Here is a 16,936-nt window from a genome sequence, read left to right as displayed (position 1 = left end):
CCTGTTGATGACAAGTAATTTGTGTCAAAAATAGCAGGTGTTTGGCGTATGAATAATCAATGGTGCAGCCTTAATGAACTAGCCGATTTCCTGAAAAACGAATTTTCTATCGATCGCTATGATCATAGTGAACAAGGCGGAATTTATCACCCTTCTGACCGGCCCGTTACGCGTTTGGGCCTTGCCCTCGAACCCTGGCCTGATTTGCCCGAATGGATTGCTGATCATCAAATCGATGCGCTCTGGATCCATCGTCCGTGGAAGCTCGATACGATCAGAATCCCTCAGGATATTGGCATTTTATCGCATCACTTACCGTTCGATGAAACGCTGACAATGGGTTACAATCCCCTACTGGCCAGTCTAATGAGCAAACTTGGACAACCTGAACCATTGGGATTCAAGCAGGCAACAGCCGACAATGGCAAATTGCTTCCCGAGCGCCCCATCGGTATGCTATTCGATATTGTCGGGCAGGAATTTGATGCCCTACTTCGGGAAGTTAACAGTCTCTTTGGCGGATATGATAGAGCCGAAGCAGGCCGTTGCCCAACGGGGGCCCATACGATTAGCCGAATTGCGGTTGTGGGGGCGATGAATGAGGGCTTAATTCGGGAAGCCTACGAGCGCAACGCTGATCTTTATTTGACCGGTCAGTATAGAAAACCAGCGCAGCCGGCCGTAGATGATACGGGCATAGCCGTCATTTCCATTGGGCACCTGCGGAGCGAAGAATGGGGCCTGCGGGCTCTGGCAGATCTATTGCACGATCGATGGCCAACAGTAGAGATCGTGATGCCCATAAGTGGGCAAACCGTTACGGTCATGAGTACTAACAATTCTGCCTAGCAACATGAAGAATGTGTTAAACCATTTTTGCCTTAGTTTGTCTTTAATAAGGAGCTGCTTAACTTGGCAGCGTTTATCCAACTATCGTATCGTACTTATAATAAATTAAACACGATGAAAACCCTACACGCTAATATCTTCCTTTGGCTGCTGGCAGGCTCACTGGCTGGTGGCTCATTAGTTGCTTGTGCGCAGGCGACTACCGGCGCAGCTACGGCGTCTACAGCAACGACTGACCCGGCTAAAACACAACTGCTGCAACCAATGCGGCAAATGATGGATAAAATCAAGAAATTACAGCCAACGGGTGACCCCGACTTTGATTATGCATTCCAGACAAAGCTCCACACCCAGGGCGAACAGGATTTATTGAAGCAGGAGATTCAGAATGGCAAAGATTCATCACTGAAACAGATGGCCCAGACTTTATTAACGGCCACCCAAAGCGATGCGGCTTTGGTCGACGAAACCTTGAAGCAACTTAAGCCATCCCGCCCTAATCAGGCATTCACCCAGCAACAGAGCCGCAATGTGCAGGCTATGGCGCTGAAACTACAGCAGGGTGGTATAGAAGATAAACTGACAAGTGATTTCGATAAGAACTTCGTTACTATTCTGCTCGATCACCGGCAGGATGCCATCGATCTGGCCAATACATATCTGCAATACGGCAAAAATGCTACACTGAAAGATTACGCTCAGAAACTGGTCACGAAAGCACAGGCAGAAATGACCCAGGCTAAAGCCGCATTACCCAAGCAGAACTAACCAGTACTAAGTATAGCGACAGTACTGCTGAATGAGCCGGTTCTCATTCGACAGTACTGTTTTTTTTATGAAGCTATCCGATACATTTATTCCAACGGCGGGCGCTGTTGGCTTACTTTCCATGGTCACTTACTTCCTTTTGATGGTGACCATGTACGCTTTTCTGGGAAATTTTATCTTTGCATTATCGGCGCGTACCCGTGTCAGTTCCAGCTACCAGACATCGCAAACCCTGACGGCCATTGTTTCAGCCATTGCGGGTCTTTCCTACTTCTTCATACAAGGCTACTACCACGATATGCTGGCCGAGCTGGCTACTCTTTCGGATGCAGAAAACCGGCAAACACTTATTCGGGAATCCTATAACGCCATTGGCCAATATCGGTACATGGAATGGGCCGTTACCACGCCCCTGTTGCTGATCAACATGGTATTGATGCTCAGAATCGACTTACGAAGCATTAAGCGCCCATTAATGATCATGCTACTGGCTGATTTCTTTATGATTTTGGCTGGCTACCTTGGCGAGCAACAGCTTGCGTTCGACAACGAAATTCTGGTCGGCCCAAAATTACTCTGGGGCGGAGTTTCAGCGATTGGCTACGTCATGATCCCCATTAGCCTCCACAAATTCTGGAAGCAATTTGCAAGCCACGCCTTGCCCGAAGAGCAATGGGCTTATCGATTGATGGCACTTACTACCGTTACATTCTGGGGTGTTTACCCAATCGGTTATAGTCTGACGGTACTCGACATCGATACGAACTGGCTTCATATCGCCTATTCACTTGCTGATCTCATCAATAAAGCTGGCGTAGGATTAATTGCCTATTGGGCAGGAAAAGCCGCAACCAAGTAGCTCATTGTTAGCATCATTACGGCTCTATATTTTTGGCAATCTACCTCAGGTATGTGCCACGGTTAGCCATTAAACCATAGCATATACCTGAACGAAAACCTTGTAAAAGATCACGATTTTTATGCCGATTGCGTACGAGACGTATACAGATTATAGAAAACAGACTAATCCTGTAATATTCCTTGAAAATCCTGTCTTATCCAATGATCCTACGGTGAATGGATGGTTTTTCAGAATTTTCAACAATCTTGCTTTGTCATTTGACAATCTCATAGCTTTAAGCTGCTTTTATTGAGAATTATGAAGGAATACATCCGTCCCATCAAACGTCTATTAGTCGCCAATCGGGGTGAAATCGCTATCCGTATCATGCGGGCTGCTACCGAGCTTGGCATCACGACTGTTGCCGTTTACACCTACGAAGACCGTTATTCACTGCACCGTTACAAAGCCGATGAAGCCTATCAGATCGGCCGCGACGAGGAACCTCTGAAACCCTATCTCGATGTCGAAGGTATCGTTCTACTGGCTAAACGGCATAAGATCGACGCGATTCACCCAGGATATGGTTTTTTATCTGAAAACGTAAAGCTAGCCCGCCGGTGCCGCGAAGAAGGTATTATTTTCGTTGGGCCGTCGCCGGAAGCGATGGATGCGCTGGGCGATAAAGTAAGAGCGAAAAATCTGGCGACTACGGCAGGGGTGCCCCTTATTCCTGATTCTCGAGAAGAAAACATGAGCCCGGAGTTTGCCCTGTCAGAAGCCGAGCGGATTGGTTTTCCGGTTATGGTGAAAGCCGCTGCCGGTGGCGGTGGACGTGGGATGCGGGTTGTACGTCAGGCCGAAGAATTTGAAAAAGCATTTACGGAGGCCAAAAATGAAGCGCGTAATGCGTTCGGGGATGACACCATTTTTCTGGAAAAATTCATTGAAGACCCCAAACATATTGAAGTACAGCTCCTTGGCGATCAGCACGGCAATATCGTTCACCTATACGAACGCGATTGCTCGGTTCAGCGCCGATTCCAGAAGGTTGTTGAGGTAGCGCCCTCCTTTGGTTTGAAGCAGGAAACCAAACAGAAACTGTATGAATATGCGCTTCAGTTGGGTCGGGCCGTGAAGTATTCGAACGCAGGTACTGTTGAATTTCTGGTCGATAAAAACGAAAACATTTATTTTATCGAGGTCAACCCCCGAATTCAGGTTGAGCATACGATCACGGAAGAAGTAACGGGCATCGATATTGTCAGGACACAAATCCTGATTGCGATGGGTTACAAACTATCTGATAACGGCATCTACATCCACCATCAGGATGAGATTCCGCTGAATGGATTCGCAATTCAGTGTCGAATCACTACCGAAGACCCAACCAACGGGTTCAAGCCTGATTTTGGCACGATCATCGCCTACCGTAATGCGGCTGGTTTCGGCATACGGCTCGATGAAGGCAGTAGCTATGCGGGCATGAAAATTTCGCCCTACTTCGACTCGATGATCGTAAAGGTATCGGCGCGGGGCCGAACCTTAAAGGGAGCCACTCAACGCCTGACCCGTGCTTTGCTGGAATTCCGGATTCGGGGCGTAAAGACCAACATTGGATTCCTGCTGAATGTAATCAGCCACCCAATTTTTCAGCGCGGAGAAGCGCGGGTTTCGTTCATCGAATCACACCCGGAGCTGTTTGACTTACGGAAGCCACAGGACCGCTCGACACGGGTGCTTAACTACCTCGCCGACGTTATTGTCAACGGCAATCCGGAAGTAAAAAAGAAAGATGATACCAAGTTTTTCAGGACGCCTATCGTACCTCCTTACGATACATTTGGCCCCTACCCTGCCGGGAATCGGGATCGATTGAAGGAATTGGGCCGGGAGAACTTTACACAGTGGGTACTCGACCAGAAGTGCGTTCTCTATACCGATACGACCTTCCGCGATGGTCACCAGTCGCTGCTGGCAACCCGCGTTCGAACGCAGGATCTGCAAAAAGTAGCCGAAGGGTTTGCCAAAAACCATCCAGATCTGTTCTCCATGGAAGTATGGGGTGGAGCTACGTTCGACGTATCGATGCGGTTCCTCTACGAAAGTCCGTGGAAACGCCTGGCCGCCCTACGCGAAGCCATGCCGAACATGCTGCTACAAATGCTGTTCCGGGGCTCCAATGCGGTTGGCTATTCGGCCTATCCGGACAATCTGATTGAAAAATTCGTCGAAAAATCCTGGGAAACGGGTATCGATATCTTCCGGATCTTCGACTCCCTGAACTGGAATGAAGCCATGAAAGTGAGCATTCGAGCCGTTCGCGAACGGACAGACGCCCTTTGCGAAGCGGCTATCTGCTACACTGGCGACATGCTCGATCCGGCAAAACACAAGAAGTATAATCTGCAATATTACCTGGATCTGGCCCGGCAACTCGAAGACGAAGGTGCGCATATGCTGGCCATCAAAGACATGGCGGGCCTTCTGAAACCGCTGGCGGCTGATGTACTGGTACGCGAATTGAAAAAAGCGGTGAGCATCCCGGTTCATCTGCACACGCACGATACGGCAGGCATTCAGGCCGCGACCTACCTAAAAGCCATTGATGCCGGTGTCGACATCGTCGATTGTGCGCTGGGAGCCTTGTCGGGCCTAACCTCGCAACCCAATTTCAATTCCGTTGTCGCCATGATGCAGGGGCATGAACGCGAATGTCCCATCAATTTATCGTCGCTCAATGCGTACTCCAACTATTGGGAAGACGTCCGCGAATACTACTACCCATTCGAGTCGGGTATGAAAGCGGGGAGCGCTGAAGTGTACGAGAATGAAATTCCGGGAGGGCAGTATTCAAACCTGAAACCGCAGGCTTTTGCAACGGGCCTGGGCGACAAATTCGAAACACTCAAAAAGAATTATTCGGTAGCGAACCAATTGTTCGGTGATATTGTGAAGGTAACTCCTTCGTCGAAAGTGGTGGGAGACATGGCGATTTTCATGACCGCCAACAACCTGACCGCCGATGACGTATTGACTCGGGGCGAATCGCTATCGTTTCCGGAATCGGTGAAAGAACTGATGAAAGGGATTCTGGGCCAACCCGTAGGCGGTTTCCCAAAAGATATCCAGCAGGTTATCCTGAAGGGCGATCAACCCATCACCGGGCGTCCAAATGAGCACCTTAAACCGATTGACTTCGACGCCGATTTTGCCGCTTTCCAGAAGAAATATCCGTTGAGTGATGGGTTCGTCGATTATCTGTCGTATCAGATGTATCCGAAGGTGTATGACGAATACTATAAAGCCAACGAGCAATATGGCGATGTCAGCATTATTCCGACCCCGGCATTTTTCTACGGTCTGAAAGAGAATGAAGAGATTTTGATCAACATTGAAGAGGGTAAAAATATCCTTGTTCGGCTGTTGTTCAAATCAGAACCGAATGAGTTCGGAATGCGGACAATTACCTTTGAACTGAATGGACAGAGCCGCCAGGTTCAGGTTCGCGACAGAGCGTCGAAGGTTGAAAAAGCGATGAACGCCAAGATTGGTAAAGCGGGCGATGTGGGCGCTCCCCTGCAAGGTCGGCTCACAAAAATACTGGTTAAAGCGGGCGATGAGGTTAAGAAAAACCAGCCGCTGTTTGTGATTGAGGCCATGAAAATGGAAAGTATCGTAGCAGCCCCTAAAGCAGGGAAGGTCGATAAGATTCCGCTCAAAGAAGGCGTTGTGGTCGAACAGGACGACTGTGTGGTTGAATTGTCGTAATGGCAAACTCCTGAAACCAGTGGTCAGTATCAAGAAGTCCCGGTTTTAGCAAAACCGGGACTTCTTGTTTCGGGATGTTTTTCTGTACCTGATAAGTCTGAGAAGTTGGAGTATTTACTGCGTGTTTTTTGTGGATAACGTTGTGTAAAACAAAAATTTACACCAAATTACTACCTCTAAACGAACCCCTTGCATCATGGAGAATCAGCCATCAACTCCGCCTTTATCACCCGCTCCCGTACCCCTTAGCGAGTCTGATGCTCGTATGTGGGCGATGTTCACTCACTTAAGCGCCCTACCCGGCTCATTTGTGCTGATTGGTAGTATTGTGCTCCCGTTAGTCATCTGGCAGATTCAGAAAGAAAAGTCTGCATTTGTGGACTTTCATGGCAAAGAAGCGGTAAACTTCAACATCACAATAGCAATTGCGGCCTGTTTATCGTTTCTATTGATGCTCATTTTAATTGGTGTGTTTCTTATTTGGGTAGTGGGAGTCGTGTGGCTTGTTTTCACCGTTATTGCCGCTGTTAAAGCGAATAACGGCGAATATTACCGGTATCCACTGACCATTCGGTTTATTAAATAAGCCAGGGCGTCATGTTATCTTATCGTCTTTCAGCAGCTTGACTCTATAATTCCAATCGCCATTCTGGTCAAAATCCCATTGAGAGTCACTAAAGATCTCATTGGGATTTTGTCATTTCTAAAGCCTCTTATCCGAATTCCATCTAGCAATAGTTGGCTTTATTACAGCAACAAAGCCAATATAATAAGTTGATTATAAAGCCCCTTAACCCTTTTTTAGAGATAATCCAAAACGGAACTTTTAATCTGGAAGAGCGCATTTCACTTCATCCGCTAATCCAATTCTCAGGGATTTCACCCGAACCTAATCACCCTCACTTTGCGTTTTAAGTATGACTTTTCGGTCGGAGTTTTGATTAACTTATTTCTTTTATCGCGAATACCCCATGCAGTCGGCTTTAGAAAGTACCCTCGATATACAAAAAATTCGTCAGGACTTCCCCATACTTGATCAGGAAGTAAACGGGCGTCCATTGGTCTATTTCGACAATGCAGCTACGAATCAAAAGCCGCTTCCAGTCATTCATGCCTTAACCCGCTATTATGAAGGCTACAACGCTAACATTCACCGGGGTATTCACCACCTGGCCGAGCAGGCAACAGCGGCATTTGAAGCATCTCGCCGGGCTGTCCAGGCGTTTTTGAATGCAAAACACTGGCAGGAAATCATCTTTACCTACGGCACTACTGACGGAATTAACCTGGTTGCTCAGACGTATGGCCGTCGGTTTTTGAAAGAGGGCGATGAGATCATTATCTCGACCATGGAACACCATTCCAACATTGTTCCCTGGCAAATGCTGTGCGAAGAAAAGGGGTGCGTTCTTAAAGTTATCCCCGTTGATGACAATGGCGAATTGCTGATCGACGAGTACGAAAAGCTTTTGTCGGAGAAAACAAAATTTGTTTCCTGCGTTCACGTCTCGAATTCGCTCGGAACGATCAATCCGGTCAAGACCATCATTGATAAAGCGCACGCTGTTGGAGCGGTTGTCCTGATCGATGGGGCACAGGCAAGCTCGCACCTTGAGCTGGATGTACAGGCGCTGGACGCTGATTTTTATGTTCTTTCTGCCCATAAATTATATGGCCCAACAGGTATGGGTGTCCTGTATGGTAAAAAAGATATTCTCGACGCCATGCCGCCTTACCGGGGCGGGGGCGAGATGATCAAGGAAGTCACGTTTGCCAAAACGACCTATAACGACCTGCCGTATAAATTCGAGGCTGGTACACCCAATATTGCCGATGTGATCGCGGTTAAAACGGCGCTGGAATATATGGCTGGCTTAGGTAAAGAAAACATTGCCGCCCACGAAAACGACCTGCTTCAGTACGCTACAGAACAATTGAGCGAGCTGAACGGTCTACGCATTATCGGTCAGGCAAAGCACAAAATCGGTGTCATTTCGTTTGTGCTCGATGGTATTCATCATCAGGATACGGGCGTCATTCTGGATCAGCAGGGTATAGCTGTCCGGACGGGTCATCACTGCACCCAACCGCTGATGCAACGTTTCGGAATAGCAGGAACTACGCGGGCGTCATTTGCGGTTTATAACACCAGAGAAGAGGTTGATCGGCTTGTGCAGGGTTTGCATCGGGTGCAGAAAATGATGCTTTGATAATGCCTAACTTGTTTTTCGTATGATCAGTACAGCTGCTATTATTGAATCATTCAGCCAGTTACCGGAGAAAATATCTCTTGATGAGGCAGTGGAACGGCTCATTATACTCGAACGCTATGAAAAGGCGATGGACGAAATGAGTCATAATAAGGGCCACAAGAATGAGGATGTCATGCGGGAAATGAAAGAATGGATACAGGCGCACCGATAATATGGACAGACGAAGCCAAAGAAGATTTACGTGATGTTCTCCATTATCTTTCACGCTCTCCGCTAGCTTACGTTGACAACTGGTCGAATGAACTGACTAAAAAGCTAAGTTTACTGGAATCATTTCCGGAAATGGGCCGCAAAGTTCCAGAAAAAGAACTTAGTCATCTTAGGGAAATATTAGTAGGGAATTATCGCTTGCTATATATACCTACACGATATGATAACAATTATTGGCGTTAGGCACCAAGCCAGCCAGTTAGGAAAACTTTGAGGATGACCATTAACGAGAAACAGGACGAAATTATCGAAGAATTCGACTTGTTCGAGGATCAGCTCGACAAGACGCAATACATCATAGATCTGGGCAAAAAACTGCCTCCCATGCCCGAAACCAGTAAAACGGACGAAAACCGTATTATGGGCTGTCAGTCAAAAGTGTGGGTCGATGCGGAGTTTAAAGACGACCGACTCTACTTCAACGGTGATAGCGAACGAACGGCACAAATTTCAAAAGGGCTGGTTAGTTTGCTGATTCGGGTGCTGTCGGGCGAAAAACCCGAAGATATTGCCAAAGCTGATCTGTATTTCATCCCACGAGTTGGTATGGGTAACCTGATTACCTCACTTCGGGCGGGCGGATTGGCCTCAATGATTGAACGTATGAAAGCCTACGGCCGCGCTTACACCAGCCAGGTCGCTCAGGCAGACTAACATAACGTCTAACTATTTACGCATTAACGTCTCTTTGCAATGACAGACGAAGAACTAAAAGAACAAGTCGTACTAGCGCTAAAAGGCGTATATGATCCCGAAATTCCGGTGGATGTGTACGAGCTGGGGCTGATTTACGACATTAAAATATTCCCGGTCAATAACGTCTATATTTTGATGACGCTGACCTCACCGTCCTGCCCATCAGCAGGGTCAATTCCGGCGGAGATCGAAGAGAAGGTGCGAGCTATTGATGGAGTTAACGACGTAAGCGTTGAGCTAACGTTCGATCCCCCCTACTCCACCGAACTGATGTCGGAAGTAGCCAAACTTGAATTAGGATTTATGTAAACATAGCAGTTGGTCGCTAACGGGTCTTTAACCTGCCAGTGACATACCTGCAAACCGCTACGGCGGATCATTAATAACTGTAAAAACTGTAAACTAATTATGTATCCTCCTCATTTGCTTGTCCCGATGCGGGAAGACCTGACGAGCGTCGGGTTTCAGGAACTGACCACCGCCGACGACGTGGTGAACACGATGGAAAATGCTGAAGGCACGATGCTTGTCGTTGTCAATTCGGTTTGTGGTTGCGCTGCGGGTGCGGCCCGTCCGGGCGTAAAGGCAGCCTTAACGGCCAGTGCTGTTAAGCCCGACAAAATGGTGACGGTATTTGCCGGTGGCGATCTGGAAGCTACGGCCAAGATGCGGGAGTACCTACTTCCTTATCCACCATCATCGCCAGCCATCGGTATTTTTAAAGATGGCGATCTGGTACATTTCATCGAGCGGCACCATATCGAAGGGCGTTCGGCGCAAATGATTTCCCAACACCTCGAAATGGCACTGGAAGAGTTTTGTACGCCAGCCAACGCATAAGTAATTAAGATAAATACAAAACGGCCCGATTGAAATTTCAGTCGGGCCGTTTTGTATTTATTATGCCGAGAATAAGGCTAACACACAAAACACATCGACTATCCACAGGCCAATGGGTATCTCCCGACTCTTCCCGACTGCCACTTTAATGACTGTCCACGACAGAAATCCCCAGATTAGGCCCTGAGTAATCGAATAGCTGAACGGAATCAGCACGAGTGCCAGAAAAGCAGGCAGTGCATCGTCTAATTGGCCCCAGTTGATTCGTGTAACGGGCTTCATCATGAAAGCCCCAACCAATACCAGAGCGGGAGCCGTTGCAATGGACGGAATAATCGATAACAACGGCGACAGAAACAGAAAAGGCAGAAAGCAACAGCCCGCAACGATAGCGGTAAGGCCTGTACGCCCACCCTGCGCAATGCCGACCGCCGATTCAATATAGGCGGTACCAGGACTAGTCCCCAGCAAGCCTGCCAGCGTTGTTGAAACGGCATCGGTCAGCAATGAACGATTCAGATTCCTGGGCTGGCCATCGGCGTCCTGCAAACCACCTGCTTCAGCAACGCCTACAAACGTAGAGAGACTGTCGAACAGATCGGTAAAGGCAAAGGCAAAAATCACGGGCCATAGCGCCCATGTCAGCGAGTTGGTCAGATCCAGCTTACCAATTAATGAGAAATCGGGCGCGGCCCATATGCCCTGACTATTGACCAGCGTTTTCTGGCCAACGTTAATAGCCGATGCATCGCCCCAATACCGACCAATGGGCCAGGCAGCCAATGTGGTCAGAATAATCCCGATAATGATCGCTCCTGGCACATCGCGCACAACCAGAATACTGGTTAACAGCAAGCCAAAAACAAAGGTCAATAGGATAGGATCGGTCAGGTGAGCAGCACTGACCAGTGTTGCCGGATTGGCGACAATAAATCGGGCATTCTCGAGGCCGATCAGCGTAATAAACAGACCGATTCCGGCAGAAACAGCGTAACGAATAGGCAGTGGAATGATACGGACAATGGCCGAACGCACATTCAGCACCGATAACAGCAAAAACAAAATACCGGCCCAAAACACGGCTCCCAGTGCCACTTCAGGCCGAATGCCCATTCCTTTAACGGCCGTGAATGTAAAAAAAGCATTTAACCCCATGCCCGGTGCAACCACAATTGGATTGCGGGCATAGAGCCCCATCATCAGACTGCAAAAGAAGGACAACAAAACCGTTGCCGTCAATACACCACTGAATGGCAAACCAGCCTGACTCAAAATTGACGGGTTAACAACGATGATGTACATCGTTGCCAGAAAGGTTGAAATACCGGCAAGGACTTCAGTACGGCGGGACGTAGTGGACGTATATTGTTGAAACATTCGGTTTACGGTTGTCATCGATTGCTGAACATACAACGTATGCTCAAGAACGACAATAAATAAGGATAAATAAGCCCTTCCTGAACGGTACAGGATCGATCATTTATCGGCTCAATCAGATGTAAAGCCAGCCAATTGTCTCATCAGCTTTAAGTACTCAGGGCTTTCTGGAAAGTTCCGGTATGATAAATTTCAAATTATCACTAAAATATTATTTTACAAATAAGCAATTACACAAAATATAATATCAATTAAGTTTCACAGCAAAATACACTGGATCGGTCGGCCATTTGATTACATTAGCTTATAATTCAATTTTGTTGTTCATGGCGAATCTATATTTCCTCTCTCCGCAGGTCAGGTATTGTCTTATTATCTGTTGTGTTCTTTTCGGATTAAGATCTACTGCTCAACCGTCCGATGCGCTCCTTGTCAAAGTACGTCAGCTAGCCTATACCGACTCTGCCCGGCTGGTGTCCATGTATAAAGACCTCCACACCCATCCGGAACTGGGCTTTATGGAAACCAGAACGGCCGATATTGTCAGCGAAGAGCTTAAAAGCTTAGGCTATGAGGTCTATTCAGGGGTTGGCAAAACGGGTGTTGTTGGCATTCTGAAAAATGGCGATGGGCCAACGGTTATGTTTCGAGCCGATATGGATGCGCTACCGGTTAAAGAAACAACGGAGCTACCCTATGCCAGCACCGCAACCGTAAAACTGCCGGATGGAAATGAGGTGCCAACGATGCACGCCTGTGGACACGATGCGCACATTACCTGGCTGTTGGGCATCGCAAAACTCATGAAAACGCTCCAGCAGGATTGGAAAGGAACCCTGGTACTGGTCGCTCAACCGGCCGAAGAACCAATAATGGGCGCCAGAGCCATGAGGGAAGACCCCGTTTTTATCAAAAATGTACCCCTGCCCGACTATCTGTTAGCCATGCACACAGGCCCATTTCCAACCGGTATGGTCATGAATCTTCCGGGCACCCGGATGGCAGGCACCGATCAGCTCGACGTTACATTTCGGGGTATTGGTGGACATGGCTCTGCCCCACAAACAACTAAGGACCCGATCATTATGGCCAGCGAGGCCATCCTGCAATATCAGACGATAATTAGCCGTAGCAATGATCCGCAAACACCGGCGGTGCTTACCGTTGGCTCCGTTCAGGCTGGTCAGGACAATAACGTAATACCGGCTTCGGCACTGGTGAAAATAAACTTTAGATGGCTTAAACCCGAAACCCGAAAAATGCTGTACGATGGTGTCAGCCGAATTGATAGCGGTATAGCCGTCAGCAATGGGCTGCCAATGGGTCTTTATCCAATCATGAAGAAAAAGGGCTATTCGTTTCCAGTCGTTAATGATTCAGCGCTCGTCAGGAAAGTGAATGCGACGCTGGAAAAAGTAGTAAAGAAGGGGAGTCTGATTTCGGCTGGTTTACCCACAGCCATGGGGTCAGAAGATTTCCATCATCTTGTTCTGGACAATAAGAAATCTGTTTATGATTTTATATTCGTCGGAACAGCCCCACTAGACAAGGTTATAGCCGCCAGAAAAGAAGGCAAACAAACCCCATTCGCCAACCATAATGGGAATTACATGGTCGATCTGGCGGGCATACCCTGGGGTGTTCAGATTGGTACAGACGCTTTACTGGGTGTGCTCAAGCTGAAGTAGTTCAGTCCAGATTCAGTAGCAGTGTCCTGATTTCAATGGCTTTCAGAAGAATCAGGACACTGCTACTCGGTCTGGGTCAACAGTTTCAAATAAGCAAGCTTCCAGCGGCTTCATCGACCAGAACACGTGCATTAGGACGCGTTTGGATAATGCTGGCCGGGATCTGTTCGGTAATAGGCCCGGTCAGTGCCTGACGCAGCATCGGTGCTTTTTTCTCACCACTAACCAGAAGCACCACATTCCGCGCTTCTGCCAGATGACGTAACCCGATGGTAATACCCTGGGTTAAGGTAGTTTCCGTTTCGAAATACTTCTGGCCAACGGTTTTGGTACTTTCGGCCAGTTCAACAACATGGCAACCCAGGTTGAAGGGTGTACCAGGCTCATTCAGGGCAATATGACCGTTCATGCCCATCCCAACCAGCAAGAGATCTAACCCGCCTTTCGACCGAATAACCGCATCGATTCGTTTACATTCGCTGGCTAGATCGCTTGCCTTAGCGTCGAAAACATGAACCTGCTCCGGGCGAAGATTGAGTGGATTAAACAAATCCCGATAGACGTAATACGAACAGCTCCCTACATCGTCGGGACCGAAACCTACCCACTCATCCAGCCCAACAAACGTGCACTGGCTAATATCAACCTTTCCGGCTTTTACCAGCGCCACAAATCGATGATAGGTTTCAATTGGCGTATCGCCCGATGCCAGGCAAAGCAAAGCATCCGGCTTTTTGTTAATAATGCCTGCGATATACTCAGCCGTATGCTGCGAAAGTGTGTTGTAATCAGAAAACTTTTTAAGGTTCATAAACTGGTTTAGGGAAATTTATAGTCCGTTTTCGGTATTCTTCGTACACCATAAAACCGAAAACGATAAACGGCATACTCATTTCAATTCACTGGCCCGAATATCCCGGCTCCAGCGTTCAGCTCCTTTCTGATCATGGACTTTAATTGTCAGAACCCGATCATTGAGCGGACCGCCTACACTCAGCAATCCGAAATTGCGCTCTGCTACCAACGTTCCGTCTACATAGGTCGGCTGTTTCAGCTCATCAGCGCGGGGTTGTGCAACTGAGGACGTGAGTGGTGAAATCGTTAGATCGTAAAGCGGGTAAGTGCCCGAACGATCCAGTTTGTGAAGAATTGAATGGTGACGATCACCGGTTATGAACAGGACCCCCGGAATTTTGGCCTCCGTGATCGCTTTAAGCAATCGGTCTCGTTCGGTGCCATAGATCGCGTAATTCTCGAAGGCAGCCGTTGGATTAATAATTTGTCCGCCCGTTATGATAAACTTAAAAGAGGCCTTACTAAACGTCAGCGCATCGACGAGCCATTGAATCTGTTTGTCACCAAAATAGGCTTTCTCCGGTCCATCGGGTTTCTCATTTGGGGCACGAAACGTGCGGTCATCCAGTAAAAAGAACTGGCAATCGTTCCAGAAAAATGTACCGGCACATCCTTCCGGAAAAACAAAATTCGGATTTGTCCAGAATAATTTGAATGCTTCAAGCGTAACGGGTTTGAGCCAATAAGAGCGATCGGCATCATTAGGGCCATAATCGTGATCATCCCAGACGGCATAATTGTGCGTTGAAGCCAGCAGAGGCTGCATTTCGGGTAATGATCGGGTGTGGGTATAGCGACGTAATACGCCCGATCGACTGTTCCAGTCTACCTCCCGCGTATAGGTGTTATCGCCTGTCCAGATCATAAAATCAGGTTTCTGAGCCGTTAGTGCCGTAAAAATCTCGTAGCCTCCACCATAGGGTTTACCGGGCCGGTCAGTGCCCTCCTCGTTGACGTAGGTGCAGCTTCCTACGCCGAAACGGAAAGCCGGTGGGTCCGTCCGCCACTGCCACAGGCTTTGGGTTTGAAACTGGGTCCGGTAGGGCAGGCTCACCTTTCTGCCCCCGATTAACAGCTCGTACTCGTACTTTTTGCCGGGTTCCACCTGATCGGCGAGCAGGTGGGCTGTAAAAGCCGTTTGCCGGGAGGTCTGAATTTCACTCGTCAGGTAAACAGGCGTGGGTTTGCCAGCTTCATGATAGCGAACCTGAACACGGGCTGGCTCTTTGGTTTGAGCCCATAACATGACCTCCCGCATATCAGAATAACCCACCATCGGGCCTGCCTGGAGTTTACTACCGGCAGGGGTTACTTTTGCCGATTGTGCGTCTGTAAGCAACGGGTTGACAAACAGTATCAACAAGAGTATGTGTCGAATATTGTACATAGTAGAAAGATGGCGTAATTTTGCGGTTCGTTTACTGAAACCATGCAACTAAAAGACCGCAACTATCAGATTCAGGGCGTTGACGTGTTGGCGATTGCCGAAGAATTCGGTTTGCCTGCATACGTATATGACGCAGACAAAATTATCGAAAAAATTGGCTTGCTCCGGTCATCTTTTGCCGGGGTTAACCTAAAGATCAAGTATGCGGCCAAAGCGCTGACCAACGTATCGATTTTGAAATTGATGCGGCAGCAGGGTGTTGAAATGGATTCGGTGTCGGTCAATGAAGCGCGTATGGGCATGTTGGCTGGTTTTGAGCCCGGCCAGATCATGTTTACGCCCAGCGGAGTGGCTTTCAATGAAATTCGTGAAGCGGTTGACCTCGGTCTGCAACTGAACGTCGATAGCCTACCCTTGCTGGAGTGGGTTGGTCAGACCTATGGTGGTGCTGTTCCGATCAGTATCCGGATTAACCCGCATATTGCCGAAGGTGGAAATATTAAGATTTCGACGGGCCATGCCGATTCCAAGTTTGGCATTTCTATTTTGCAACGGCCCGAAATTCGGGCTGTGGTTGAGAAATATCACATGTCGGTAGCAGGCTTACATATTCATACGGGTTCGGATTTTAAAAATGCCAATGCATTTCTGCGTGGGGCCGAAGTTTTGTTCGAACTCGCCAGCGATTATCCCGATCTTAAATTCATCGATTTCGGTAGCGGCTTTAAAGTGGCCTACAAAGCGGGCGATCACATCACCGATATCGTTGATCTGGGCCGTAAGGTTTCTGAAACTTTTCAGGCTTTCTGCCAGCAATATGGCCGGGATCTGGAGCTTTGGTTCGAGCCGGGTAAGTTTCTGGTGAGCGAATGCGGTCATTTACTGGTACGGACCAATATCGTTAAAGAAAATCCGACAAGAACGTTCGTAGCCGTTGATTCGGGCCTGAACCACCTTATCCGGCCCATGATGTATGACGCTTATCATGACATCAAAAACGTTTCGAACCCGCTGGGTAACGAGAAAACGTATACTGTCGTTGGCTATATCTGCGAAACAGACACCTTCGCTACCGACCGGCCACTGCCTGACGTACGGCCCGGCGATGTGCTGTCGTTCGAAAATGCAGGGGCTTATGGCTTCAGTATGTCTTCCAACTATAATGCCCGCCTTCGTCCGGCAGAAGTGTTGGTATACGACGGAAATCCATACCTGATCCGCCAGCGCGAAACCTTCGAGGATTTGATGCGCGGTCAGGTTGACGTTCCCGTTTTGAATTCAGAAATAATTGAGCAACAAGTATAAGGTGACAGCTTACAGTATTCTATTTATGATTGCCTGACACACGAATCACGCAACCCGAATGCTGAAAATCGAATAC

Annotated in this window: 16 protein-coding genes; 13 read left to right on the top strand and 3 right to left on the bottom strand. The window is 48.2% G+C overall.

Going from position 1 to position 16,936, the window contains the following annotated elements:
- Positions 1 to 48 precede the first annotated feature (48 nt).
- The 11 genes from GJR95_RS20805 (at position 49) to GJR95_RS20755 (ending at position 10,248) form a co-directional block, all read left to right on the top strand.
- Complete coding sequence (locus tag GJR95_RS20805) at positions 49 to 849, top strand: Nif3-like dinuclear metal center hexameric protein (RefSeq protein WP_162387690.1); 801 nt, start codon at positions 49 to 51, stop codon at positions 847 to 849.
- Positions 850 to 963: 114 nt separating this feature from the next.
- Positions 964 to 1,617, top strand: a complete 654-nt coding sequence (locus GJR95_RS20800) for a DUF305 domain-containing protein (RefSeq protein ID WP_162387689.1) — start codon at positions 964 to 966, stop codon at positions 1,615 to 1,617.
- A gap of 67 nt (positions 1,618 to 1,684) precedes the next feature.
- Positions 1,685 to 2,476, top strand: a complete 792-nt coding sequence (locus GJR95_RS20795) for a bacteriorhodopsin (protein ID WP_162387688.1) — start codon at positions 1,685 to 1,687, stop codon at positions 2,474 to 2,476.
- Between the two features lie 300 nt (positions 2,477 to 2,776).
- Positions 2,777 to 6,229 (top strand): pyruvate carboxylase, encoded by a 3,453-nt coding sequence (locus tag GJR95_RS20790; protein WP_162387687.1) that lies wholly within the window; start codon positions 2,777 to 2,779, stop codon positions 6,227 to 6,229.
- Between the two features lie 196 nt (positions 6,230 to 6,425).
- Complete coding sequence (locus GJR95_RS20785) at positions 6,426 to 6,815, top strand: DUF4870 domain-containing protein (protein WP_162387686.1); 390 nt, start codon at positions 6,426 to 6,428, stop codon at positions 6,813 to 6,815.
- A 385-nt stretch (positions 6,816 to 7,200) separates the two neighbouring features.
- Entirely contained in the window at positions 7,201 to 8,439 is a 1,239-nt protein-coding gene (locus GJR95_RS20780; protein WP_162387685.1) for a cysteine desulfurase, read from the top strand.
- A 22-nt stretch (positions 8,440 to 8,461) separates the two neighbouring features.
- Positions 8,462 to 8,653 carry a hypothetical protein gene (locus GJR95_RS20775; protein WP_162387684.1) on the top strand — a complete coding sequence of 64 codons (192 nt, stop codon included), beginning with the start codon at positions 8,462 to 8,464 and terminating at the stop codon, positions 8,651 to 8,653.
- A complete protein-coding gene (locus GJR95_RS42845) occupies positions 8,632 to 8,895 on the top strand; it encodes a type II toxin-antitoxin system RelE/ParE family toxin (RefSeq protein ID WP_162387683.1) in 264 nt (87 codons plus the stop codon). Before GJR95_RS20775 ends, GJR95_RS42845 begins: the two co-directional genes overlap by 22 nt.
- 33 nt (positions 8,896 to 8,928) lie before the next feature.
- On the top strand, positions 8,929 to 9,366 hold the full coding sequence (locus tag GJR95_RS20765) for a SufE family protein (protein WP_162387682.1): 438 nt from the start codon (positions 8,929 to 8,931) through the stop codon (positions 9,364 to 9,366).
- Between the two features lie 39 nt (positions 9,367 to 9,405).
- A complete protein-coding gene (locus GJR95_RS20760) occupies positions 9,406 to 9,717 on the top strand; it encodes a DUF59 domain-containing protein (RefSeq protein WP_162387681.1) in 312 nt (103 codons plus the stop codon).
- Positions 9,718 to 9,816: 99 nt separating this feature from the next.
- A complete protein-coding gene (locus GJR95_RS20755; protein ID WP_162387680.1) occupies positions 9,817 to 10,248 on the top strand; it encodes a BrxA/BrxB family bacilliredoxin in 432 nt (143 codons plus the stop codon).
- Positions 10,249 to 10,308: 60 nt separating this feature from the next.
- Here GJR95_RS20755 and GJR95_RS20750 read toward each other — a convergent pair whose 3' ends face one another.
- Positions 10,309 to 11,625, bottom strand: coding sequence for an NCS2 family permease (locus GJR95_RS20750; protein ID WP_162387679.1), 1,317 nt, complete (start codon positions 11,623 to 11,625; stop codon positions 10,309 to 10,311).
- Positions 11,626 to 11,951: 326 nt separating this feature from the next.
- On the opposite strand from GJR95_RS20750, the gene GJR95_RS20745 reads away from it, so the two are divergent.
- Positions 11,952 to 13,313 (top strand): amidohydrolase, encoded by a 1,362-nt coding sequence (locus tag GJR95_RS20745; RefSeq protein WP_232541258.1) that lies wholly within the window; start codon positions 11,952 to 11,954, stop codon positions 13,311 to 13,313.
- An 85-nt stretch (positions 13,314 to 13,398) separates the two neighbouring features.
- On the opposite strand, the gene GJR95_RS20740 is transcribed toward GJR95_RS20745, so the two are convergent.
- Both GJR95_RS20740 and GJR95_RS20735 read right to left on the bottom strand, forming a co-directional pair.
- A complete protein-coding gene (locus tag GJR95_RS20740) occupies positions 13,399 to 14,124 on the bottom strand; it encodes a 6-phosphogluconolactonase (protein ID WP_162387678.1) in 726 nt (241 codons plus the stop codon).
- 78 nt (positions 14,125 to 14,202) lie between these two features.
- Positions 14,203 to 15,555: an alkaline phosphatase D family protein gene (locus GJR95_RS20735; protein ID WP_162387677.1), complete on the bottom strand. Its 1,353-nt coding sequence runs from the start codon at positions 15,553 to 15,555 to the stop codon at positions 14,203 to 14,205.
- 42 nt (positions 15,556 to 15,597) lie between these two features.
- Between GJR95_RS20735 and lysA the strand changes: the two genes are divergently transcribed.
- Complete coding sequence (gene lysA / locus GJR95_RS20730) at positions 15,598 to 16,860, top strand: diaminopimelate decarboxylase (RefSeq protein ID WP_162387676.1); 1,263 nt, start codon at positions 15,598 to 15,600, stop codon at positions 16,858 to 16,860.
- The last annotated feature ends 76 nt before the right edge of the window (positions 16,861 to 16,936 follow it).

Origin of the sequence: Spirosoma endbachense, from assembly GCF_010233585.1 — a bacterium.
GTDB lineage: Bacteria > Bacteroidota > Bacteroidia > Cytophagales > Spirosomataceae > Spirosoma > Spirosoma endbachense.
This window is presented reverse-complemented; position numbering and strand designations above follow the sequence as displayed.